Genomic DNA, 21,456 nt, shown 5'->3' with positions numbered 1-21,456 from the left:
CCGAGTAGGATCGCCGCATGTTGTGGATCCTGCTGATCGTCGTCCTGGGCGTGGTCGCCTACCGCTACCGGGTGAAGATCCTCGCCCGGGTCCTCGGCCAGCCCGAGCGTCGCATCGAGCGCCAGATCGGCCGCAAGAAGAACTACTGACCGACTTCTGAGCGCGGCTGTGGACGGCGTACGACGGAGCGTCGGCGCCGCCACGTAGGGTGCTCTGGTGCCCGACACCGCCACCGCCGCTCCCTCCGTCGGGACCCCCGTCAGCGAGGTCCTGGGCACCGCGGTCGCCGCCCTCGGCGGGCAGCAGCGCGACGGCCAGGTGCAGATGGCGACCGAGGTCGCCGAGGCGATGGAGGAGGGCCGCCACCTCCTCGTCCAGGCCGGCACCGGCACCGGCAAGTCGCTGGGCTACCTCGTCCCGGCGATGCTCCACGACAAGCGCGTCGTCGTCGCGACCGCGACCCTCGCCCTTCAGCACCAGCTCGTCGAGCGCGACCTGCCCCGGCTGGTCGAGGCGGTCAAGGGCGTGCCCGGTCTCGACACGTCCTACGCCGTCCTCAAGGGCCGCTCCAACTACGCCTGCCTCCACCGGATCCGTGCCGGCGTCCCCGACGACCAGGGCACGCTCGTCGACGTACCCCTCGGCGCGATGGCCGAGAAGGTGCTCGAGCTGCGGGCGTGGGCGGAGGAGGAGTCCGAGCAGGGTGGAAGCGGCGAGCGCGACAACGCCCCGCGCCACACCGACCGCGAGTGGCGGCAGGTCTCGGTCAACCACCGCGAGTGCCTCGGCGCGAGCAAGTGCCCGTTCGGCGCGGAGTGCTTCGCCGAGCTCGCGCGCGAGAAGGCGCACCGCAGCCACCTGGTCGTCACCAACCACTCCCTCCTCGCGATCGACGCGATCGAGGACGTCCCGATGATCCCCGACTACGACACGGTCGTCATCGACGAGGCCCACGAGCTGACCGCACGCGTCACGCAGGCGGCGACCGACGAGCTCGGGGTCAACGACATCGAGCGCGCGGCCCGCCGCGCCACCCGCTGGACCGACGGCGACGGTGACCCGGCCGGTGACCTCGAGGACGCCGCGCAGCAGCTGGCCGAGGCGTTCGAGGCGACGCCGCCCGGCCGCATCGACCAGATGTCCACGCAGCTGTCCGACGCCCTCGTGCTCGTACGCGACGCGGCGCGCGCGTGCCTGTCGGCGTTCCCGCGCGAGTCCGGTGGCGAGGGTGAGGCCGACGCCGGCCGCACCCAGGCGAAGGGGATGGTGCAGGAGGTCTTCGTCAACGCCGAGCGGATGGCAGCTGGCTCGCAGGCCGACGTGCTGTGGCTGGGGGAGGCCCGCGACCGCTTCCCGGCCCGGCTCCACGTCGCGCCGCTGCAGGTGTGGGGCCCGATGCGCGACAAGCTGCTGACCGACAAGACGGTGGTCTTCACGAGCGCGACGCTGATGCTGGGCGGTGAGTTCGGCGCGGTCGCGACGTCGCTCGGCCTCAAGCCGACCGAGCGCGTCGGCCACCAGGTCGCCACCACCGACGCCGACGACGCGCTGCCGTGGAAGGGCATCGACGTCGGCTCGCCGTTCGACTACGGCCAGCAGTCGATCCTCTACGTCGCCCGCCACCTGCCGCAGCCCGGCCGCGACGGCCTCGGCCCCGCGCAGCTCGACGAGATCTGCGACCTCGTCGACGCCCTCGACGGGCGCACGCTGGGCCTGTTCTCGTCGCGGCGCGCGGCGGAGACCGCGGCGGAGGCCGTGCGCGCGCGCCTGCCGCACCTGACGACGCTGGCCCAGGGCGACGCGCAGCTGCCCGAGCTGGCCAAGCAGTTCGTCGAGGATCCCCACACCTGCCTCTTCGGCACGCTCTCGCTGTGGCAGGGCCTCGACGTGCCGGGCGACACCTGCCAGCTGGTGATCATCGACCGCATCCCGTTCCCGCGGCCCGACGACCCGCTCATGTCCGCGCGGCAGAGGGCGGCCGACCAGGCCGGCGGCAACGGCTTCATGCAGGTCGCCGCCACCCACGCCGCGCTCCTCATGGCGCAGGGCGCCGGCCGCCTCATCCGCACGACCTCCGACCGCGGCATCGTCGCGGTCCTCGACCCTCGCCTCGAGACCGCCCGATACGGCCGATTCCTCAAGGCGTCGCTGCCGCCGATGTGGTCGACCACCGACCCGGCGCTCGTGCGCCAAGCGCTCAAGCGGCTCGGTCAGGCGGGCGGCTCGTAGCCGAAGACCTGGTAGTCGCGTCGGTACATCGTGGCCACCAGCTCGCGCAGCTCGCCTGAGACCTGCCTGTCGCGCCCGCCGGGGGCGGTCTGGTTCCTCGGGGTCGTCGGCACGGCCGGGGCGCCGATGCGCTCGCACACCTCGGCGAAGTCGCGGTCGAACGTCTCGAGCCGGCCGACGAAGTCCACGCGGTTGAGGTCGATCATCCTGCTCTGCAGGGTGAGGTGCTGGTCGGTGCCCGGTACGGCGGCCAGGTCCTGCGCCGCGGTCCAGCGGGCGAACTCCTCGACCACCTGCATCCGCTCGTGCGTCGCCGGGTCGAAGTCGTAGTAGTTGTTGTCGACGACCTTGTCGTGCCACGCGGAGACGAAGCGGTCGAGCGGGTCGCGCGCGAAGGCGAAGGTGAAGTAGTCCGCGAAGCTGGCCAACGGGTAGCGGATCCGCATCGCGTGGTCGACGTCCATGCTCACGCCGTGCGTCTCGCAGTGGTGGCGGATGGTGCGCGTCGCGACCTTGGCCACGCGGTACCAGACGAACCGGTGGCTGTGGCTGATCGTGAGGTTGTACGCCAGCGGGCTGAGCCAGCCGGACGCCTCGCCCGACGTGGCGAGCCGGTCGACCTCCGCCTGCGCGTCGGGCGTGAGCCGGCGCCGGTTGCCCGGACGGGTGCGGAAGAGCTCCGGAGGCGGAGCGTCGGGGCCGGCGGCAGACATCGCCGCGAGGCTACACGGACCCACCAGCGGCGGTCGGCTCAGCCGAGCGGGATGCGCCCCCGCAGCGACTCCGGGTCGGACACGGGAGACTCGGACGTCTCCTTGATCAGCTCGCGGGCCTTGTCGACGCTGTCCCAGACGTTCCACAGCAGCACGCCGCGGACCTGGCCCGACTTCAGGTAGTAGACGACGCCGGTGCCGACCTCGCCGTCCTTCCAGTCCTCGACCATGTCGAGGCGGCTGCTGGTCTCGCCGACGGCCTCGTAGCCGTAGTCGAGGATGTCGGACCAGAAGAACGGCGTGTAGTCGTACGCGTCCTCGGCACCCGCCATCACCTTGCCGGCGTGCTCGCCGGACTTCTCGGCGTGGTCGACGTGCTCGACGCGGCGGCGCCCGAGGAGCGCGTCGGGGTACGACGCCACGTCGCCCGCGGCGTACACGTCCGCGTCGCTGGTGCGCAGGTGCTCGTCCACCACGACGCCGTTGTCGACCTCGAGGCCGGCCGCCTCGGCGAGGCCGGTGCGCGGGAGGACGCCGACTCCTATGACGGCTGCGTCGGCGGTGATGGACGTGCCGTCGCCGAGGCGGATGCGTACGCCGCCGTCGTCCTCCTGACCACCCTCGACCGAGCCGTGCACGACGGTGACCCCGCGATCGGCGAAGGCCTTGGTGAGGGTGGCGGCGAGGGCGCGGGGGAACATCAGCTCCTGGACGTCCTCGAGGTCGAGCACGAGCGTGACCTGCACGCCGTTCTGCACGAGGGACGAGGTGATCTCCGAGCCGATGTAGCCGCCGCCGATGACGGCGACGTGGCTGCCCTCGGTCGCGACGGCACGCAGCCGCTGGTAGTCGGCGGCGGTGCGGTAGTAGATGACCCGCGGACCGGGGTCGACCCCCAGCACGCGCGGCTCGGCGCCGGTGGCGAGCAACAGCTTGCCGTAGCCGACGGTGCTGCCGTCGGCGAGGCGTACGACATGTGCGCCGGGGTCGATCTCGGTCACGGTCGTGTCGGTGACCAGGTCGACGGCGTCGTCCGCGTCGAGGTCGCCGGCGAGCGAGGACCCCTCGAGGGTCTCGTCGTCCTTGAGCCAGAGGTCCTTGGTGAGGACGGGTCGGTAGACCGGCTTGTCGGGCTCGGAGCCGAGGACGGCGATGCGGCCGCTCGCGTCCTGAGACCGGATGCCCTTCACGGCGCTCGCCGCGGCGACCCCCGCACCGACGATGACGTAGTCATAGGACTGCTCGACGTTGCTCATGCGGCCATCGTGGCCTGAGGTCGGTGCCCTTTCAACACCCCTTCGTCCCGCTGGTCGAGGAGCGACGGAGTCGCGTCACGAGACCGGGTCAGAGGCTGCGCAGCACCGCCGTCACGACGCCGAGGATCGTGGCGTTGTCGCCGGGGATCGGGTCGTAGGCGTCGTTGTGGGGGAGCAGCCACACGTGGCCGTCCTTGCGCTGGAACGTCTTGACGGTCGCCTCGCCCTCGATCATCGCCGCGACGATCTGGCCGTTGGTGGCGGTCTGCTCCTGGCGGATGACGACGTAGTCGCCGTTGCAGATCGCCGCGTCGACCATCGAGTCACCGGAGACCTCGAGGAGGAAGAGCGTGCCGTCGCCGACGAGCTGCTTGGGCAGCGGGAAGACGTCGGTGACCTGCTCCTCGGCGAGGATCGGGCCACCGGCGGCGATCCGGCCGACGACCGGGACGTTGGTCGCGACGGGGTTCGCGTCGCCGATGCCGGTCTCGTCGAAGGTGCTCTCGTCGGCGCTCGACATGCTGCGCCGCGCGGCCATCACCTCGGGCAGGAACACCTCGAGGGCACGGGGCCGGTTGGGGTCACGCTTGAGGAAGCCCTTGCCCTCGAGCACGCGCAGCTGGTGGGCGACGCTGGACGACGACGTGAGGCCGACGGCCTGGCCGATCTCGCGCATCGAGGGCGGGTAGCCCTTGGTCTCGATGGAGTCCTTGATCGTGGCGAGCACCCGCTGCTGGCGCGGGGTCAGGCCGGTGGCGTCCGGGGGACCGTCGGGCATCTCGATGACGTTCTTGTCGTCCTGCTTGGCCATGCGTCCTCCAGTGACGTCGACCCCTCCGTCCGCGGCTGGACAGGGAGGATCTGGTGCGCCCACCGTAGACCTCCCGGCACCGCAGGATCAAACACCTGTTCGAAGCCGCGTGTCGCTACTGTCCGGGCATGTCGACTGCGCTCCAGACCTCGTGCGTCGTGACCGGTGGTGCCCGCGGGATCGGGCGCGGGGTCGCCGAGCTGATGGTCGCGCGCGGCCACCACGTCGTCATCGGCGACGTCGACGGATGGGCGGCCGCCGCGACGGCCGCGGAGATCGGCGCGGTCGCCGGCCTCGCCCAGGACGTACGCGATCCTTCGTCGCACCGTCTGGTTGCCGAGGAGGCAGCGAGGCACGGGCAGCTCACGGCGTGGTTCAACAACGCCGGCGTCGGTGACGACGGCGCGCTCGCCGACCTGTCGGAGGAGCAGGTGCGCCGGTTGGTGGAGGTCAACCTGCTCGGTACGACGTGGGGCATGCGCGCGGCGCTCGCTGCCTTCGGACCCGCGGGCGGCGACGTCGTCAACGTCGCGTCGCTCTCCGGGCTCGGCCCGGTGCCGGGCTACAGCACGTACGCCGCGACGAAGGCCGCTGTCGTCTCCCTGTCGGCGTCGGTCAACGCCGAGGCGCCCCGCGGGGTGCGGGTGCACGCGCTGTGCCCGGACGGCGTCGACACCGCGATGCTCGCCGCGCAGGACCCCGACGGGCTGGGGTCGCAGCTGACCTGGTCCGGCGGCCGGATCCTTACTGTCTCCGAGGTCGCGGAAGCCGCGGTGGCCCTCGTCGGCTCGCGTCGCGTGGTGCGGACGATGCCTGGCTGGAGGGGAGGGGTCGTGCGGGGAGCGGCCCTCTCACCGGGCTCGCTCGAGTACGCCGCGCGGCTGTTCGCTGCCCAGGGTCGCCGGGCGATGCGACGCCGCTGACGGCTGTTCGAACACGCCGAACATTTGTTCGACGAGGTGCTTGAACTGTTCGAACACGTGCTCTAACGTCGTACACATGTTCGATCGAATGTCTGATCGACACCCGGTGGCCGAGGCCACTGTCGGTGGGTCCGACTAGACATTCGCTCGACAGAACACGACCGGCTGATCTTCCCCAGGAGGCCACCATGAGCACCCTCAGCCTTGCCCCCGCTTTCACTGCCACCCCGCGTGCCCGCTCGACGGTCCGTCTGACCCGTCGCGGCCGCCTGGTGGTGTTCCTGACGTCGCTGTTCCTCGTCCTCGGCGTGGCGTTCATGCTCGCCGGCGGCGCGGTCGGCACCGGCGAGGCCGGCAAGCCGGCCCCGACCGAGGTCGTCCAGGTCGCGCCCGGCGACACCCTCTGGGGGATCGCCAGCGAGATCGCCACCGACGGCGACGTCCGCTCGATGATGAGCGAGATCGAGCGGCTCAACGCCCTCGAGTCCGCCGGCCTCTCGGCCGGCCAGAAGCTCCGCGTCCCGGTCGTCTCCGACTGACGCGCGAGGCCTCCATCAGCCGCTTCGACCCCGGCTGGTGGAACCAAGGGGAAGACCGAGGGGCGGGCCTGGTGGCCTGCCCCTCGGCGCATTTCCTGCCAGTCGCGCAGTCTTGCTGATCGAGGAGGTCGCGCAGCGACCGTCACGAGATCCAGGCGGTCGAGGGGTGGCGGCATACGACATCCGCGGCGCCCGATCGGCTGTCGTCCGCCGCCACCCTCGGCCGGTTCTCCACAGGTTTTGCCTTCTGTCTGGTTCCGCAGTCAGCTAGATGGGTAGTTTCAGCGTGCTGACGTTGTTCTCGGGAAGGCACCTCATGCACGTACGCCGCGCACTCGCGCTGACCCTCGCGGTCCCCGTCCTGCTGGCCGGGTGCTCTGACGACCCTGAGCCGGAACCCGAGCCGAAGATGCCCGAGACCACGAGCTCGTCTCCGACGCCCACTCCGACCGAGACCGAGACGGCTGAGGCGGAGAGTCCGGAGGACTTCATCCGGCGGTGGCAAGCCACTGGTGATGAGATGCAGAGAACCGGTGAGTCGGCTGACTACCTGGACATCTCGCCGAACTGCGCAGCTTGCAAGAGCCTCGCCAAGAACGTGGATGACATCTACGGGGATGGTGGGCGTATCGAGTTCGCCGGTGCGAAGGTCGTACGCCTAGAGGAAGCAGGGTCTCAGCCGCCGACCTACGACGTCGGCCTTCGCCTGCCTGAGACCCGCATCTATAGGCAGTCCTCGGGACGGCCGGAGACCTTGCCGCCCGGCAGGATGACGATCCGGGTGACGTTGAAGGAGACCACCGGGGGTTGGACGGTTACTCACTACGGGATTCTCTGATGGCACTAGCGTGCCGCTTCGTAACGATGCTGGCGTGCGTAGCGGGCGGACTAGTGCTGGTCGGCGCCCCGCCCGCGGCTGCGGACGGCTGCATAAGTGCAGGCCTGCAGGGGGCGAATGCTCAATGCCAATGGACATATGCGGACTACTCCGACAGCGCCGGCTCGGGTGACGGCCACACGTGGGTCGTCTCGATCCAGTGCGACAACGGGGGCATCTGCACGGAGCACGTCGAGTGCACGGAAGGTGGCCAAGAGGGATACGTCCACGACGTCTTCAGAGACGGGGAAGACGTCGGCGACGTCTGTGTGCCCCAGAACGCGGTCCAGGAGATCGACCTGGCCAAGCTGATCATCCGGCAGTTCAAGCGGATCGCGTGGCCGTCGTCGAAGCTCGTGGTGCAACCGCGCGGCGGCAAGACGCTGGTGAACTTCGAGACGAACTTCTACACGCCCGACCACCGGTCGATCGACCAGGACCTCACGATCGCCGGCCAGTCGGTGGTCCTCCGCGCAGTGCCGGTCTCCTACACTTACTACTTCGGCGACGACGCCAGCACCACGACCGCCAGCCCCGGGAGCCCGCACCCCGATCTCGAGATCACGCACATGTACGAGCGCACCGGCGAGGTCGTCGTACGCGTGGACACGACGTACGCCGGCGAGTACCGGATCGGGCAGGGGGAGTGGACCTCGATCCCGGACACGCTAACGGTCGCCGGGGCCGAGCAGGACCTCGAGGTCGTCGAGGCCCTCCCGCAGCTCGTTCTCGAGTAGCCGGGTCGATCAACGAGCGGCGCGTTTCCCGCCGACGGGACGCGGAGGAGCGTCGGCTGAGGGAGGGGGCTGGGTGATCCCCAGTGCCCGGGTCAACCGGGCGACCAGCAGCAGCCCGACGAAGAGGCAGGCGATCGCGCCCAGGCAGGCCAGGGCCATGAAGCTCCAGGCCGAGCCGCTGGAGCCGCTGCGCGCCGCCGTACCGAAGTCGATGGCTGCGTAGACGAGGTAGCCCCAGGCGACGAGGCAAAGGGTGATCGCGGTGCCGAGACCGAGGGCAGCCTTGTTGAGCTTCCGGGGTGCCGGAGCCGCCCGGCGCGACCCTGCTCTCTTCCCGGTGGACACGGGGCTCATTGTGGCCGATGTGGCCTGAGTGGGGCAGTGGAACCGGCGGAGAACCGGCCGAGAGAAGCCGTCGACACGCCGTCTCGAGGGCGCCGAAACGCTACTGACCTGCGGTTTTACCGACCCCGGCAAAAAGGTCGGAGGAAGTCTGCCGTTCGCTTGTCAGACGTAGTGGTCGGGGCGTACGGTTACCACTACATCTAGTAGTTACACCGCTGTAGTTATCCACATCTGGTGCACAGGCCAGGGGGAGAAGCACACAGCAACAGGCTAGTTGTCCACAGGAAGATCCCCAGTCCGCACCCTGTTCTACAGGTGTGTGAAGCGCGCCCGGAAGGAGGACCAGCATGCACTGTCCCTACTGCAAGAACGAGGACACCAAGGTCCTCGACTCCCGGGTCGCCGACGACGGCGGTTCGATCCGTCGCCGTCGTACGTGCGCCGCCTGCGACCGCCGCTTCACGACGGTCGAGAAGATGCAGCTGACGGTGCTCAAGCGCTCCGGCGCGACCGAGCCGTTCAACCGCGACAAGGCGATCGCCGGCGTCCGGAAGGCCTGCAAGGGCCGCCCGGTCACCGACGCCCAGCTCGCCTGCCTCGGCCAGGAGGTCGAGGACGCCCTGCGCCTGAGCGGGCAGGCCGAGTTCGACGCCAACGACGTCGGGCTCGCGATCCTGGCGCCGCTGCGGGCGCTCGACGAGGTGGCGTACCTCCGGTTCGCCTCCGTCTACCGCGCGTTCGAGTCGGTCGACGACTTCGACGCCGAGATCAAGATGCTGCGGCTCGAGCGAGCCGCGGACGATCAGCCCGTCCAGACGGGCTGACCCCCAATCGGCCCGGCAGGTAGTGGGGAAGCTGCCTGCCGGGCTCACCAAGCACCCGCGAGACGACTCGCGATGTTGAAACCCACCACCACCACAGGAGACGGCATGACCGAGACGGTGAGCACCCGCGCCAAGGCGAGGGGCAAGGGCCTGAAGCTGGAGCGCGTCTTCAGCACCGAGGGCACCCACCCCTACGACGCCATCACGTGGGAGCGTCGCGACGTCGTCCAGCAGAACTGGAAGACCGGCGAGACCGTCTTCGAGCAGCGCGGCGTGGAGTTCCCCGACTTCTGGTCGGTGAACGCCTCCACCATCGTCACCACCAAGTACTTCCGCGGCGCGGTCGGCACCGACGCCCGCGAGTGGAGTCTCAAGCAGCTCATCGACCGGGTCGTGAAGACGTACACCAAGGCCGGCATCGACCACGGCTACTTCGCCACCGACGGCGACGCAGAGATCTTCGAGCACGAGCTGACCTGGCTGCTGGTCAACCAGTACTTCTCCTTCAACTCCCCGGTGTGGTTCAACGTCGGCACCCCGTCGCCGCAGCAGGTCTCCGCCTGCTTCATCCTCTCGGTCGACGACTCGATGGACTCGATCCTCAACTGGTACAAGGAGGAGGGCTTCATCTTCAAGGGCGGCTCCGGCGCCGGCCTCAACCTCTCCCGCATCCGCTCCTCCAAGGAGCTGCTCTCCTCCGGCGGTACGGCGTCCGGCCCCGTCTCCTTCATGCGCGGCGCCGACGCGTCCGCAGGCACCATCAAGTCGGGCGGCGCGACGCGTCGTGCGGCCAAGATGGTCGTCCTCGACGTCGACCACCCCGACATCGAGGAGTTCGTGATGACGAAGGCGCGCGAGGAGGACAAGATCCGCGCGCTGCGCGACGCCGGCTTCGACATGGACCTCGGCGGCGCCGACATCACCTCCGTGCAGTACCAGAACGCCAACAACTCGGTCCGCGTCAGCGACGAGTTCATGCGCGCGGTCGAGGACGGCACCGAGTTCGGCCTGCGCTCGCGCGGCACCGGCGAGGTCATCGAGACCGTCGACGCCCGCGACCTGTTCCGCAAGATCAGCCAGGCCGCGTGGGAGTGCGCCGACCCGGGTCTGCAGTACGACGACACGATCAACGACTGGCACACCAACCCCGAGACCGGCCGCATCACCGCGTCCAACCCGTGCTCGGAGTACATGTCGCTCGACAACTCGTCCTGCAACCTGGCGTCGCTCAACCTGCTGAAGTTCCTCAAGGACGACGACACCTTCGACGCCGCGCTCTTCGCCAAGGCCGTCGAGTTCATCATCACCGCGATGGACATCTCCATCTGCTTCGCCGACTTCCCGACCGAGGCGATCGGCAAGACCACCGTCGACTACCGCCAGCTCGGCATCGGCTACGCCAACCTCGGCGCCCTGCTGATGGCGATGGGCCTGGGCTACGACTCCGAGGGCGGCCGCTCGATGGCTGCCGCGATCACGTCGCTCATGACCGGTACGTCGTACAAGCGCAGCGCCGAGATCGCCGGCATCGTCGGCCCGTACGCCGGCTACGCCCGCAACGCCGACGCCCACAAGCGCGTGATGCGCAAGCACCAGGCGGCCAACGACGTCGTCCGCGTGCTGCACACCGAGGACGGCCGCGTGCACAAGCTGGCCACCAAGGCGTGGGCCGACGTGATCAAGCTCGGCGAGAAGAACGGCTTCCGCAACGCGCAGGCCTCGGTCCTCGCGCCCACCGGCACCATCGGCTTCATGATGGACTGCGACACCACCGGCATCGAGCCCGACTTCTCGCTGGTGAAGTTCAAGAAGCTCGTCGGCGGCGGCTCGATGCAGATCGTCAACCAGACGATTCCCCGGGCCCTGAAGAAGATGGGCTACCAGGAGGAGCAGATCGAGGCGATCGTCGCCTACATCTCCGAGCACGGCCACGTGGTCGACGCCCCGGGCCTCAAGACCGAGCACTACGAGGTCTTCGACACCGCGATGGGCGCCCGCTCGCTCAAGCCGATGGGCCACGTGCGGATGATGGCGGCCGCGCAGCCGTTCCTCTCCGGCGCGATCTCCAAGACGGTCAACCTGCCCGAGGACGCCACGGTCGAGGAGATCGAGGACGTCTACCTGCAGTCCTGGAAGCTCGGCCTCAAGGCCACCGCGGTCTACCGCGACAACTGCAAGGTCGGCCAGCCTCTGGCCGACGGTGGCGGCAAGGCCAAGAAGGACGCTGCCGACAAGGCTGCTGCGTCCGCCGAGGTCGAGACCAAGGTCGTGGAGAAGGTCGTCTACGCCCCGGTCCGCAAGCGCCTGCCGAAGTCGCGCGTCTCCCGCACGACGTCGTTCACCGTCGGCGGTGCCGAGGGCTACATGACCTCCGGCGCCCACGACGACGGCCAGCTCGGCGAGGTCTTCCTCAAGCTCGGCAAGCAGGGCTCGACCCTGGCCGGCGTGATGGACGCCTTCTCGATCGCGGTGTCGATCGGCCTGCAGTACGGCGTCCCGCTGGAGACCTACGTCTCGAAGTTCACCAACCTGCGCTTCGAGCCCGCCGGCCTCACCGACGACCCGGACGTGCGGATGTCGCAGTCGATCATGGACTACATCTTCCGCCGCCTCGCCCTGGACTACCTGTCCTTCGAGGAGCGGTCGATGCTCGGCATCTACTCCGCCGAGGAGCGCCAGCGCCACCTCGAGACCGGCTCCTACGAGCCGCTCGTGGAGGAGACCGGCTCGGCTGCTGAGCTCGTGGAGCCCGGCGCGTCTTCTTCGTCGTCGGCCTCGGTCGTGGACGCCGAGGAGGTCGAGACCAAGGACACCCACGGCTCCGAGGCCCGCGAGGTCCCGGCCCAGGTGACCACCGGCGAGGCCAAGACCACCGCTGAGCTCTTCGAGAAGCTCACCGGCACCGCGGTCGACTCCCCGCTCTGCATGACCTGCGGCACGAAGATGCGGCCGGCTGGGTCCTGCTACGTCTGCGAGGGCTGCGGGAGCACCAGCGGCTGCAGCTGAGGATCTGTGCAGCTAGGGCCCCGTCTCACAACAGGCGGGGCACTAGCTGTATCCCACGTGAGAGAACCGATGGTCTGTGGTTCACCCCAAAGGGCGGTCCGACGCGAGTCCTGGCAACGCTCTCGGAACTGAGGCAACCGTATGCGCTCTGAGCCGGTTAACGTGGCCTGGTCGGGTCGGCTGGCAATCAGAACGCGCAACGGGGGACGTGAGTGAACGGGATCATCGGTTCGAGGATCGTGGTCGTTGCCGACGCGAGGGGATCAATGCGATGACAGATCTTCAGCCCTGGTACGAGTTTCGCGACGATCTGGTGCAGGCTCTAGCGCGTGACCTCGTTGGAGGCCCCGACGACGCCATCATTGACGAACCTCCGCTCGACCGATTTGTGGTTGGCATCCTGCATCCCAGGGATGATGCCGTGCTTGAGGAGGAAGCCGCCGACATCGAGAGCGGTGAGGCCGGTGGTGCCGGTGGTGCCGATTCCGCCTTCGATCCGGCCGTAGCGCTTTCGCACGTGCGTTACCCGTCGACTATGGGACTGACGTTTGCAGTCGATCCCGGTCTCGTCCCTGAGGTCGTGGTGGAGGTCGAAGCGGCGCGCTACCGCGAGTCCAGGGACGAGTCGGGCACCCCTGGATCGGCGAAGGGGTGGGAGCGCCTGGCGGTCCACCCCGATTCAGTACGCGTTAACACGGGTCTAGCAGACCGAAGGACCTATCACATCGACGAGGATTTGGACCTTCTTGTGGTGGTGCGACCGCCGCGCGACGGTCTTGCTTCGATCACGTGCGTTCTCCTCAACGTTGGGGTCGTGCCAAGGCGCGAGCGAAAGGACGAGTGGTGCTGGTTCCAGCCGTCGATCGTCGTGAAGGTGGATGAAGGCGCATTCAGTGCTCGACGCGCGAGCGCCTCCGCTGGACTGGACGACGACGACCTGGACTCATACGCGCTGCTGTTCCGGGACGTCCAGGACATGGCGGTCGGTCACGGGTGCGGGGTTTCATGGTCCGACGACCTGCCCGTGGTCGAACTCGCCACCACCTTCACTCCGTCGTATGACGTGCCGCTGGCCGAGCCTTCAGGCGGTTCAGGCATCACGCTGCGAATGGACGAGCTAGCTGCCGGCGGCATCGCGGAGCTCGACGCGCTGGTTGCGTCCTACCGACGATGGATCGGTGAGAAGAGAGCTGAAGTAGCCGAGTTGCCTGCCGAGGTTCAGTCGACGGCGCTACGTCATCTTGCCGACGCGACGGAAGCCTCCGACCGCATGCAGCAAGGGCTCCGGAAGCTGGCGGCCGATGAGGATGCCGGGCGTGCGTTTCAGCTCATGAACGAGGCCATGGACCTCCAGCGGACGCGTCAGGATAGCCAGCGCGGCGTCGCAGCCAGGCCACAGACCTGGCGCCCGTTCCAGATGGCGTTCATCTTGCTAAACCTTGAAGGTCTGATCGACCCGACCTCGGACGACCGTGAAGTTGCCGACCTTCTGTGGTTCCCGACGGGCGGTGGCAAGACGGAGGCATACCTCGGCCTCATCGCCTTCTCGATACTGCTTCGTCGTTTACGAGACCCGGCACACGGGGGGGTGTCGGTGATTATGCGGTACACCCTTCGTCTGCTCACCATCCAGCAATTCGAACGGGCAGCTGGCCTTATATGCGCGCTCGAGTCCATCCGGCGGCAGCGCCTTACAGACGCGAAGCCGATTTCTCTTGGTCTTTGGGTCGGCATGGGTGCAACGCCCAATAAGGTATCCGACGCAAGGGCCGCACTGAACAAGCTCCGTAACGGTGAATCTCCCAAAACCGGTAATCCCTTTCAGCTGCTGCACTGCCCCGTCTGCGGAAGCGACCTGACGCTGGACGACTACATGATCAAGAAGTCTCCCGACCGGATGGTGGTGCGTTGCGGGGATGCGGACTGCGAGTTCGCCGACGCGCTTCCGGTTTATCTCGTCGACGAGGACGTTTACCGAGAGCGTCCCTCGCTTGTGATCGGAACCGTTGACAAGTTCGCCATGATGGCTTGGCGTGAGCAGGTCCGCAGCCTCTTCTCTCGCGACGGCGCTAACCCCCCGCCGGACCTCATCGTCCAGGACGAGCTCCATCTGATCAGCGGGCCGCTTGGCACCATGGTGGGGCTATACGAGGCGGCCGTGGACGCCGCATGCACTGGGGTGGCTCGGCCGAAAGTAGTCGCGTCGACCGCGACAATTCGTCGTGCGAAGAAGCAGGTCGAGGCGGTGTTCGATCGCGAGTCGCGACAATTCCCGCCGCCCGGAATCGACAGCACGGACTCGTACTTCTCCGTTCAGGCACCGCCTGATCAGAAGGGAACGCGGCGGTACGTCGGACTCGCTGCACCGTCAACCAGCCACACGACCCTATTGGTGCGTACCTACGCCGCTTTGCTTCAAGCGGCCAAGGACCTGCCGGGCGACGAGGCCGTACGCGACACGTATTGGACGCTGCTCGGTTATTTCAACAGTCTTCGAGTGCTCGGCGGAGCCTATATGCAGGTGCTCGACGATGTCCCGGACCGCCTGAAGGTCCTGGCCGGTCGGGCCAGCACTGGGGTGCGGGAGATTCCGGAGCCTGGCGAGCTAACGTCACGTGTCGACTCGGCAGACATCCCCGAGGCCCTCGCGAGCCTAAGCCGCGCCCTTCCAGACACGCAGACGCAGGACGTCGTTCTGGCGACTAACATGATTTCAGTCGGCCTTGACGTAGATCGCCTCGGCCTGATGGTCGTGATGGGACAGCCACAGGCCACCGCGGAGTACATCCAATCCACGAGCCGCGTCGGTCGTCAGCACCCCGGCTTGGTCGTCGTGCTCTACAACGCGGCGCGCTCGCGCGATCTTTCGCACTACGAGAGCTTCGGCTCCTACCATCGCGCGCTCTATCGCCAGGTCGAGGCGACCAGCGCAACGCCGTTTGCTGCCCGAGCCCGAGATCGCGGCCTTCACGGTGTACTGGTGTCCTACGCACGGCTCCTGGTCGATGGCCTCGCGGGCGACGGCCAGGCGCGCGCAATCGTCTCGAACCGCTCGGCCCTGGAAACGGTTCTGGGTGCCTTTCTAGATCGCGCGAGACGAATTGCGCCTGACGAATTCGACAAGGTCCGGGCTCAGCTCGACCTTCTGGTGCAGGCATGGGCGGACGCCGCCGACGCGGGAAGTTTGAAATACCCCGGCTGGCGTGAGTCGGAAGGCTTTCTCCTGGTCGACCCCAGCATGGTGCTGAACGAAGACGACGTCGTCTTCCCGGTTGGCGATCCGGCCTGGGCAACCATGACGAGTCTGAGGGAAGTCGACGCGACGACAGCATTGTTCCTCGTGCCACCGACCAAGGGAGTGAAGCGCTGATGGTCCGCAAGGTGGCCGAGGCACGGCGAAGCCAAATGGTGACGACTTACGGCGTGGGGGCGCTCTTCCCCGCCCGCGACGAGAGCTTCATGCTGCTCGGGATCGACGACTGGTACGAGAGCAACTGTCCGGAGGTCACCGAACCGAGGCTGGCGCGGTCCATGGGCGTGCGCACGTTCCGGATGCCGTCCTCGCGAGGCAGCAAGGACCTGGCGGTCATCCGATTTCCGCGGATGTTCCACTGCCCGGGGTGCCATCGTCTCGGGCGGTTGAAGGACTTCTGTGGCTGGGACGGCAACGACTGTGACCGCTGTCAGCGCACCCTGGTCCCGTCGCGGTTCGTGGTGTGCTGTCCTCGCGGGCACATAGACGACTTCCCCTACTCCTCATGGGTTCACCGCGGCATGCGACCGGAATCCGAGAAGGAGCACCAGCTCTTCTTGCGTACGCGAGGCCAGAGCTCGTCACTCGCCGACATCGTCATCTCCTGCACGTGCGGTGTGCCCAGCCGTAACCTCGCCGGCTCCTTCGGCCCACAGGCGATGGCTGACGTGACGAAGTGTTGGGGTCATCGACCGTGGCTGCGTGACGCAGCCGATGACGTCTGCGACCAGCTGCCGCGCACGCTTCAGCGCGGCGCTTCTAACGTGTGGTTCGCCTCGGTCCGCTCGGCCATCTCCATCCCACCTTGGTCCGAGGGAGCCCACCGGATCATCAGCAAGTACTGGCCTGTGGTAGCCCACATACCTGCAGCTGCGCTGGGTGCCACGCTGGCCGGCATGGGAATCGACAAGGAGGCGGGCGTCGCCGTCGACGACCTTGCCCAGGCGATCCTCGTCATGCGGGGGGAGGCGACCCAGGAGGTGCCAGATGACGACGACCTCCGAGCCGAAGAGTACGACGCACTCGTCAAGGGCCGTCTGGAGAAGGACCCACGCCAACAGTTTGTCTGCACCCCGGTGAGCGACCTGCCCGCTGAGGCGCGAATGCTCTTTTTGGGAGTCTCCGCCGTGGCTCGGCTCCGCGAGGTGCGCGCACTCCAGGGATTCACTCGTGTTACGCCGTACAACGAGGGCGAGGACGACAGCCGCATCGCGCCGCTCGCTGCCGAGAAGCCGTCATGGTTGCCAGCGATCGAGGTGCTGGGTGAAGGCGTCTTTTTCCAGGTGTCCGAATCCGCCGTCGCTGCGTGGGAGTGCGGTGAGTTCGCCAAGTCCCGCGCCAAGGCGGTGGACGACGCGTACCGCATGCGGGCCGAGTCGATGGGTGTCCCCTACACCCGCCAGGTGACGCCTCGCGAGCTCCTCTTGCACTCGCTGGCTCATGCGCTGCTCACGGAGCTCAGCCTCGACGCGGGCTACCCCGTGGCGTCGCTTAGAGAGCGCGTGTACAGCATGGAGGGGCAGGCCGGGATCTTGGTCTACACGGCGTCTGCTGATTCCGCCGGAAGCCTTGGCGGACTTGCAGCGCAGTCGCAGGCCGATCGTGTGTGGGCGGTGGTGCAGTCGGCGGCCCGCCGGGCGCGGTGGTGCTCATCCGACCCGGTTTGCATCGAGACGGTGTCAGGCGGGGCCGACGCGCTCAACCTCGCAGCATGTCACGCCTGCCTGCTGCTCCCGGAGACAAGCTGCGAGCATGCCAATAGGGAGCTCGACCGCGCCTGCCTTATCGGAACGCCCGCGCATCCCGCCGATGGCTTTCTCACTCCCTTCGTCGACTGACACCGGTCTTGCGCAACCGCACAGTGAGTGGTTGGTCTGCGCTGTTTAGCCAGTTGCTGCGCGAGCGCTCGCATCGGTAATGCCATCTTGGAGGAGAAGGTCATCCGAATCTTGAGCCGCTTGCGCCGCCTCCGGTTGATGTTTCGGACCACCGCCAGAACATTCATCTCGCCGTGCAGGTGCTGGAGACAGGCGGATGCGGCGATCTCGAATGTAGCAAGTAAATGGAGGGTCATCGATCCGTTCGCCGAGATCCCGCCCCCGCTTCGTAAGGGCCGACGGTGACCGCCGGACTGGAGGCTTTGTGCACTCGTCCGTCGCTGGGTCGGCGCGGGGATCGGTTCCGAGACCGTCGGTATCGTGGTGCGAGAGGCGCCCAGGCGAAGCAGGCGTTGCGAGGGCTCGAAGAATGGGAAGTGAGAAGCTCGAGTGGTGTCCAAACATCACAGCTAGCGAAGGATCGTGGTGACGATGCATCGCGACCTGCGCCCGGGATGAACTCGTCGTCCTGTGCACGGCAAACCAAGAGAGTTCATCGCCGGAGAGGCGTGAACACAGGAAGGACAGCGGTGGCAACTAAGGCCGAGCTCGGGGAGTGGGTAGTCGAGGCATTGGTGCGTCTAGGCGGTAGCGGCACCGTCGTTCAGGTGGCCCGCGAGGTGTGGCAAACGCACGAGCACGACCTGCGAGCCTCTGGGGATCTCTTCTACACATGGCAGTACGACATCCGGTGGGCCGCGCAGCAGCTCCGAAACACCGGAGTCCTGCGACCGGTCAATGGTCGCCGCGCTGGCGTTCCATGGGTGCTTGTCTGAGGTCCAGTGTGTCCGACTTCGCGACAGGACGGCGCCACCGGCCGGTAACAGCCTCGTCGAAGGAGGTCGCCGCTCGGATGAGCCAGCAGCGGAGTCAGGGGACCGCCCCGGAGCTTCGGCTGCGGCGTGGGCTGCACCGGGTGGGGCTTCGCTATCGGGTCGCCTGGCCGGTGCCCGGAAGGCCACGTCGCACCATCGACATCGCCTTCACACGTCGTCGAGTCGCAGTCTTCGTGGACGGTTGCTTTTGGCACTCGTGCCCGGTCCACGCAACAGCGCCAAAGGCCAACGCCGCATGGTGGTCCGAGAAGCTTGCTGCCAACATTCGACGCGATCGAGACACGGATGCCGCGCTGCTCGAGGCCGGATGGTTGGTGGTGCGATTGTGGGAGCACGAGTCAGTTGACGATTCCGTTGCACGCGTCCTCGATGCGTTGGCCGCCCGGTGAGCCTGCGCAGAAGTGTCCGCCTGCTCGCATAGGCTGTTTCCCGTGTCGGGAGAAGCAAGGCTCATGGACCTCTTCGCCGGCTGTGGGGGACTGACCTCGGGCTTCGTAGACACGGGGCGTTTCCTACCTGTTGCCGCCGTCGAATGGGATCTTCACGCCGCGGCAACGTACGCGCAGAACTTCGGCGACCACATCCACGTGGGCGACATCGCGGAATGGACCCGCGGCTCACTGCCTCAGGCGGACGTGGTTGTCGGTGGCCCCCCGTGTCAGGGCTTCTCCGCACTCGGTACCCGCGATCCGGACGACCCTCGCAACGCAATGTGGGAACACTACGTCGAGACACTGCAGCGTGTTCGACCGGCATTCTTCGTCATGGAGAACGTCCCCCAGTTCCTTAAATCAACGCAGTTCGCCGAGCTCACTGCCCTGGTACGGCCCCGTGGCCGTCTCGGCGCCTACGACATCGAGGCGCACGTTGTCAATGCGGCCAACCACGGTGTCTCGCAGGCCCGACGTCGGGCCGTCGTTATCGGCCGTCGTCGTGGTACCCGGGAGGTCGGCTTGCCCGAGCTGTCCGATATGCGGCCCCTGCGGGACGCGTTCCCCGAATGGCTGACTCCACGCGTCAAGCGCACCGAGCTTTCCGACAGCTCCGTGGAGTTCCGTGGCGAAGTCGTGCCGGGGCCCTACAAGATGCGCGATCTGCACATCACTAGGGACGTGAGCGATCTCTCCCGGGCCCGCTATGCCGCCATCCCACCGGGCGGGAACAGGTTCGATCTTCCCGACGAGCTCTCCACCCCGTGTTGGCGACGTCACCGGACTGGATCTGGTGACGTCATGGGCCGGCTGCGGTGGGAACGCCCGTCCGTGACAATTCGAACCGAGTTCTTCAAACCTGAGAAGGGCCGCTACCTCCACCCGACCGAGAACAGGCCCATCACACACGCGGAGGCCGCCTGCATCCAGGGCTTCGCGGAGGACTTCGAGTGGTGTGGCACAAAGGCCTCGATCGCTCGTCAGATCGGCAATGCCGTGCCGCCGCTCCTTGCCCGCTCCATCGCGTCTTCCGTGGCCCACCGACTCGGCTGATCTGCTGGCTGCTCCCATGGCAAGTGAAGGCCCCGGCGACTCCGCACGAGAACTCGACACGGAACAGCTCGCGGTGGCCCAGGCCGAGCCCCAAGAGCGGCAGGTCGTGCTCGCTCCGCCCGGGAGTGGCAAGACGGAAGTTGTAGCAGCGCGCGTTTCTGCCCTACACGAGCGTCATGGTCTCAGCACGGTCGACGAGGTGATTGTGCTCAGCTTCTCCCGTGCCGCGGTGGCTGCCCTAAGGTCACGGCTGGGTCCTCGGGCGCGACGCCCACTTCCCACGATCCGAACGATCGACAGCACGGCAACGATGCTGCTGGACGAGATGGGCGAAGAGGACCTGAGCGGGTTGGACTTTGACGCTCGCATCGAGCGTGTTCGACAGCATCTGGGCCACGCGGCGACCAGCGAGGCGCTTTCGTTGGTGCGCCATGTGCTCGTCGACGAGGTTCAGGATCTGGTCGGCATTCGGGCCCTCTTCGTCCTCGACCTCCTGCGGGCTCTGCCCAGCGATGCCGGATTCACATTGCTCGGGGACCCACGGCAAGCTCTCTACGATTTCCAGCTCGCAGATGACGACGACATCACGGCGCAGGAGTTTCTCGATCGGGCTTCAGTCCTCCACGGGGCGCGGGCTGTGAGCAGGACGCGCCTTAGGGGGCAGTACAGAGCACGCTCTAGCGATGCGAGGGCGGTGGCAGAGCTCGGTTCTAGCGACCTCGAAGGAGCCGAGTGGAGGAATGCGGTGCAGGATCGGCTCGCCGCCGTATTGACCGTTGGGGACATCGGTCAGGTGGCCCGCCCTGCTGCTCGGTGGGGCGGAACCACGGCATTCCTGTGCCGAACGAACGGCGATGCCCTCGTCGCGGTTGAGGCGCTGCGGGGGGCGGGCGTGACTGCGCGGGTTCAACCTCGAGCCGAGGCCCGGCAAATCGAACCGTGGGTCGCTGAGGCCGTCGGCGGGGCCGACGCGACTTTGGCTAAGGCGGAGGTCTTGGAGCGGTTGGAAGGCGGCGCGGTGCCTGACCCAGAGGCTGCTTGGCGCCTCCTGAAGGCCACCGAGCGCAACTTCCGCGTCGGCGATCGGATCGATGTCGCACGACTGGCTACTCGCGTCGATCTGGGCAACTTCCCGGCAGCCCTGGTCGCCGGCCCGGGCCCGCTCGTAGTCTCCACAGTCCATCGGGCCAAGGGCCTTGAGTTCGATCACGTCGTCGTGGTCGACCCCGCGGGGATGGCGGAGCCTGGCGAAACCGCTGTGGCCTATGTTGCGTTGACCCGAGCGCGCGAGCGCCTCGTGGGCGCGGGGATCGATCGGCCACGCTTTCTGCGTCGTGACAAGGCAAGCGGTCGCTGGTATGTGGGCGGCCATCAGCGCTGGGCGACTACCGCGTTCGAGTTGAGGGCGGAGGATGTTGTCATCGATCATGGATGTGCGATCGGGGAGCAAGACGTCGGCGCAGTTGTAACCGCGGTTCTCGATCGACGATCCTCCACGCTCCAAGTGCCTGTGTGGGAGGTCCGAACGAGTGACCGTCGGCTCGGCCGAACTACGCCGGCATTCGGTGACTTGATCGCTCGGCGGGTGCGGCCCGGGAAGGTCGGTCCGACCTGGGGGTGGCCAGACCTCGGAGAGGGCTTGGGCATCGATGGTCTGTTCACTGGTGTCACCCGCGACGGTAGAGGCATACCATCATTGGCCAAGGTTCCTAGCGTCTCGGGACTCGCGGTGTTGTACCGGTAGCG

17 protein-coding genes are annotated in these 21,456 nt (G+C 67.6%); 13 read left to right on the top strand and 4 right to left on the bottom strand.

What is annotated here, in order from left to right; translation table 11 throughout:
* Positions 1 to 17: 17 nt before the first annotated feature.
* Together AC3A3L_RS13335 and AC3A3L_RS13330 are read left to right on the top strand one after the other, a co-directional pair.
* Positions 18 to 149: a hypothetical protein gene (locus AC3A3L_RS13335; RefSeq protein ID WP_263575278.1), complete on the top strand. Its 132-nt coding sequence runs from the start codon at positions 18 to 20 to the stop codon at positions 147 to 149.
* 64 nt (positions 150 to 213) lie between these two features.
* On the top strand, positions 214 to 2,229 hold the full coding sequence (locus tag AC3A3L_RS13330; protein WP_487640582.1) for an ATP-dependent DNA helicase: 2,016 nt from the start codon (positions 214 to 216) through the stop codon (positions 2,227 to 2,229).
* Here AC3A3L_RS13330 and AC3A3L_RS13325 read toward each other — a convergent pair.
* From AC3A3L_RS13325 to lexA, 3 genes are all read right to left on the bottom strand, one after another.
* Positions 2,211 to 2,942 (bottom strand): sulfotransferase family 2 domain-containing protein, encoded by a 732-nt coding sequence (locus tag AC3A3L_RS13325; protein WP_487640514.1) that lies wholly within the window; start codon positions 2,940 to 2,942, stop codon positions 2,211 to 2,213. The genes AC3A3L_RS13330 and AC3A3L_RS13325 overlap by 19 nt on opposite strands.
* Before the next feature lie 38 nt (positions 2,943 to 2,980).
* Positions 2,981 to 4,198, bottom strand: coding sequence for an NAD(P)/FAD-dependent oxidoreductase (locus AC3A3L_RS13320; RefSeq protein ID WP_487640513.1), 1,218 nt, complete (start codon positions 4,196 to 4,198; stop codon positions 2,981 to 2,983).
* Between the two features lie 88 nt (positions 4,199 to 4,286).
* On the bottom strand, positions 4,287 to 5,009 hold the full coding sequence (gene lexA / locus AC3A3L_RS13315; protein WP_487640512.1) for a transcriptional repressor LexA: 723 nt from the start codon (positions 5,007 to 5,009) through the stop codon (positions 4,287 to 4,289).
* Positions 5,010 to 5,137: 128 nt separating this feature from the next.
* Between lexA and AC3A3L_RS13310 the strand changes: the two genes are divergently transcribed.
* The 4 genes from AC3A3L_RS13310 (at position 5,138) to AC3A3L_RS13295 (ending at position 8,085) form a co-directional block, all read left to right on the top strand.
* Positions 5,138 to 5,932: an SDR family NAD(P)-dependent oxidoreductase gene (locus tag AC3A3L_RS13310; RefSeq protein WP_487640511.1), complete on the top strand. Its 795-nt coding sequence runs from the start codon at positions 5,138 to 5,140 to the stop codon at positions 5,930 to 5,932.
* Between the two features lie 188 nt (positions 5,933 to 6,120).
* Positions 6,121 to 6,471 (top strand): LysM peptidoglycan-binding domain-containing protein, encoded by a 351-nt coding sequence (locus AC3A3L_RS13305; protein WP_487640510.1) that lies wholly within the window; start codon positions 6,121 to 6,123, stop codon positions 6,469 to 6,471.
* A 286-nt stretch (positions 6,472 to 6,757) separates the two neighbouring features.
* The gene (locus AC3A3L_RS13300) at positions 6,758 to 7,309 is read left to right on the top strand and encodes a hypothetical protein (RefSeq protein ID WP_487640509.1); all 552 of its coding nucleotides are present in this window, start codon (positions 6,758 to 6,760) and stop codon (positions 7,307 to 7,309) included.
* Between the two features lie 308 nt (positions 7,310 to 7,617).
* The gene (locus tag AC3A3L_RS13295; RefSeq protein WP_487640508.1) at positions 7,618 to 8,085 is read left to right on the top strand and encodes a hypothetical protein; all 468 of its coding nucleotides are present in this window, start codon (positions 7,618 to 7,620) and stop codon (positions 8,083 to 8,085) included.
* 9 nt (positions 8,086 to 8,094) lie between these two features.
* Here AC3A3L_RS13295 and AC3A3L_RS13290 read toward each other — a convergent pair whose 3' ends face one another.
* Entirely contained in the window at positions 8,095 to 8,430 is a 336-nt protein-coding gene (locus AC3A3L_RS13290; protein WP_487640507.1) for a hypothetical protein, read from the bottom strand.
* A gap of 347 nt (positions 8,431 to 8,777) precedes the next feature.
* Here AC3A3L_RS13290 and nrdR point away from each other — a divergent pair, with 347 nt between their 5' ends.
* The 7 genes from nrdR (at position 8,778) to AC3A3L_RS13255 (ending at position 21,454) form a co-directional block, all read left to right on the top strand.
* On the top strand, positions 8,778 to 9,254 hold the full coding sequence (gene nrdR / locus AC3A3L_RS13285; RefSeq protein ID WP_487640506.1) for a transcriptional regulator NrdR: 477 nt from the start codon (positions 8,778 to 8,780) through the stop codon (positions 9,252 to 9,254).
* A 105-nt stretch (positions 9,255 to 9,359) separates the two neighbouring features.
* On the top strand, positions 9,360 to 12,260 hold the full coding sequence (locus tag AC3A3L_RS13280; RefSeq protein ID WP_487640505.1) for a vitamin B12-dependent ribonucleotide reductase: 2,901 nt from the start codon (positions 9,360 to 9,362) through the stop codon (positions 12,258 to 12,260).
* Positions 12,261 to 12,531: 271 nt separating this feature from the next.
* On the top strand, positions 12,532 to 15,630 hold the full coding sequence (locus AC3A3L_RS13275; RefSeq protein WP_487640504.1) for a helicase-related protein: 3,099 nt from the start codon (positions 12,532 to 12,534) through the stop codon (positions 15,628 to 15,630).
* Complete coding sequence (gene drmB / locus AC3A3L_RS13270) at positions 15,630 to 17,351, top strand: DrmB family protein (RefSeq protein WP_487640503.1); 1,722 nt, start codon at positions 15,630 to 15,632, stop codon at positions 17,349 to 17,351. Before AC3A3L_RS13275 ends, drmB begins: the two co-directional genes overlap by 1 nt.
* 712 nt (positions 17,352 to 18,063) lie before the next feature.
* A complete protein-coding gene (locus tag AC3A3L_RS13265) occupies positions 18,064 to 18,615 on the top strand; it encodes a very short patch repair endonuclease (RefSeq protein WP_487640502.1) in 552 nt (183 codons plus the stop codon).
* A 63-nt stretch (positions 18,616 to 18,678) separates the two neighbouring features.
* The gene (locus tag AC3A3L_RS13260; RefSeq protein ID WP_487640501.1) at positions 18,679 to 19,710 is read left to right on the top strand and encodes a DNA cytosine methyltransferase; all 1,032 of its coding nucleotides are present in this window, start codon (positions 18,679 to 18,681) and stop codon (positions 19,708 to 19,710) included.
* The gene (locus tag AC3A3L_RS13255) at positions 19,649 to 21,454 is read left to right on the top strand and encodes a UvrD-helicase domain-containing protein (protein WP_487640500.1); all 1,806 of its coding nucleotides are present in this window, start codon (positions 19,649 to 19,651) and stop codon (positions 21,452 to 21,454) included. The genes AC3A3L_RS13260 and AC3A3L_RS13255 overlap by 62 nt, the downstream gene beginning before the upstream one ends.
* The last annotated feature ends 2 nt before the right edge of the window (positions 21,455 to 21,456 follow it).

Source organism: Nocardioides sp. Soil_C_8, from assembly GCF_057656315.1.
This window is presented reverse-complemented; position numbering and strand designations above follow the sequence as displayed.

Bases quoted from the DNA above. Each gene is read 5' to 3' on its own strand.
- AC3A3L_RS13335 (WP_263575278.1), top strand. From the start codon at position 18: ATGTTGTGGATCCTGCTGATCGTCGTCCTGGGCGTGGTCGCCTACCGC.
- drmB (WP_487640503.1), top strand. From the start codon at position 15,630: ATGGTCCGCAAGGTGGCCGAGGCACGGCGAAGCCAAATGGTGACGACT.
- AC3A3L_RS13280 (WP_487640505.1), top strand. From the start codon at position 9,360: ATGACCGAGACGGTGAGCACCCGCGCCAAGGCGAGGGGCAAGGGCCTG.
- AC3A3L_RS13310 (WP_487640511.1), top strand. From the start codon at position 5,138: ATGTCGACTGCGCTCCAGACCTCGTGCGTCGTGACCGGTGGTGCCCGC.
- nrdR (WP_487640506.1), top strand. From the start codon at position 8,778: ATGCACTGTCCCTACTGCAAGAACGAGGACACCAAGGTCCTCGACTCC.
- AC3A3L_RS13275 (WP_487640504.1), top strand. From the start codon at position 12,532: ATGACAGATCTTCAGCCCTGGTACGAGTTTCGCGACGATCTGGTGCAG.
- AC3A3L_RS13305 (WP_487640510.1), top strand. From the start codon at position 6,121: ATGAGCACCCTCAGCCTTGCCCCCGCTTTCACTGCCACCCCGCGTGCC.
- AC3A3L_RS13260 (WP_487640501.1), top strand. From the start codon at position 18,679: ATGGACCTCTTCGCCGGCTGTGGGGGACTGACCTCGGGCTTCGTAGAC.
- AC3A3L_RS13265 (WP_487640502.1), top strand. From the start codon at position 18,064: ATGGCAGTACGACATCCGGTGGGCCGCGCAGCAGCTCCGAAACACCGG.
- lexA (WP_487640512.1), bottom strand. From the start codon at position 5,009: ATGGCCAAGCAGGACGACAAGAACGTCATCGAGATGCCCGACGGTCCC.
- AC3A3L_RS13325 (WP_487640514.1), bottom strand. From the start codon at position 2,942: ATGTCTGCCGCCGGCCCCGACGCTCCGCCTCCGGAGCTCTTCCGCACC.
- AC3A3L_RS13255 (WP_487640500.1), top strand. From the start codon at position 19,649: ATGCCGTGCCGCCGCTCCTTGCCCGCTCCATCGCGTCTTCCGTGGCCC.
- AC3A3L_RS13320 (WP_487640513.1), bottom strand. From the start codon at position 4,198: ATGAGCAACGTCGAGCAGTCCTATGACTACGTCATCGTCGGTGCGGGG.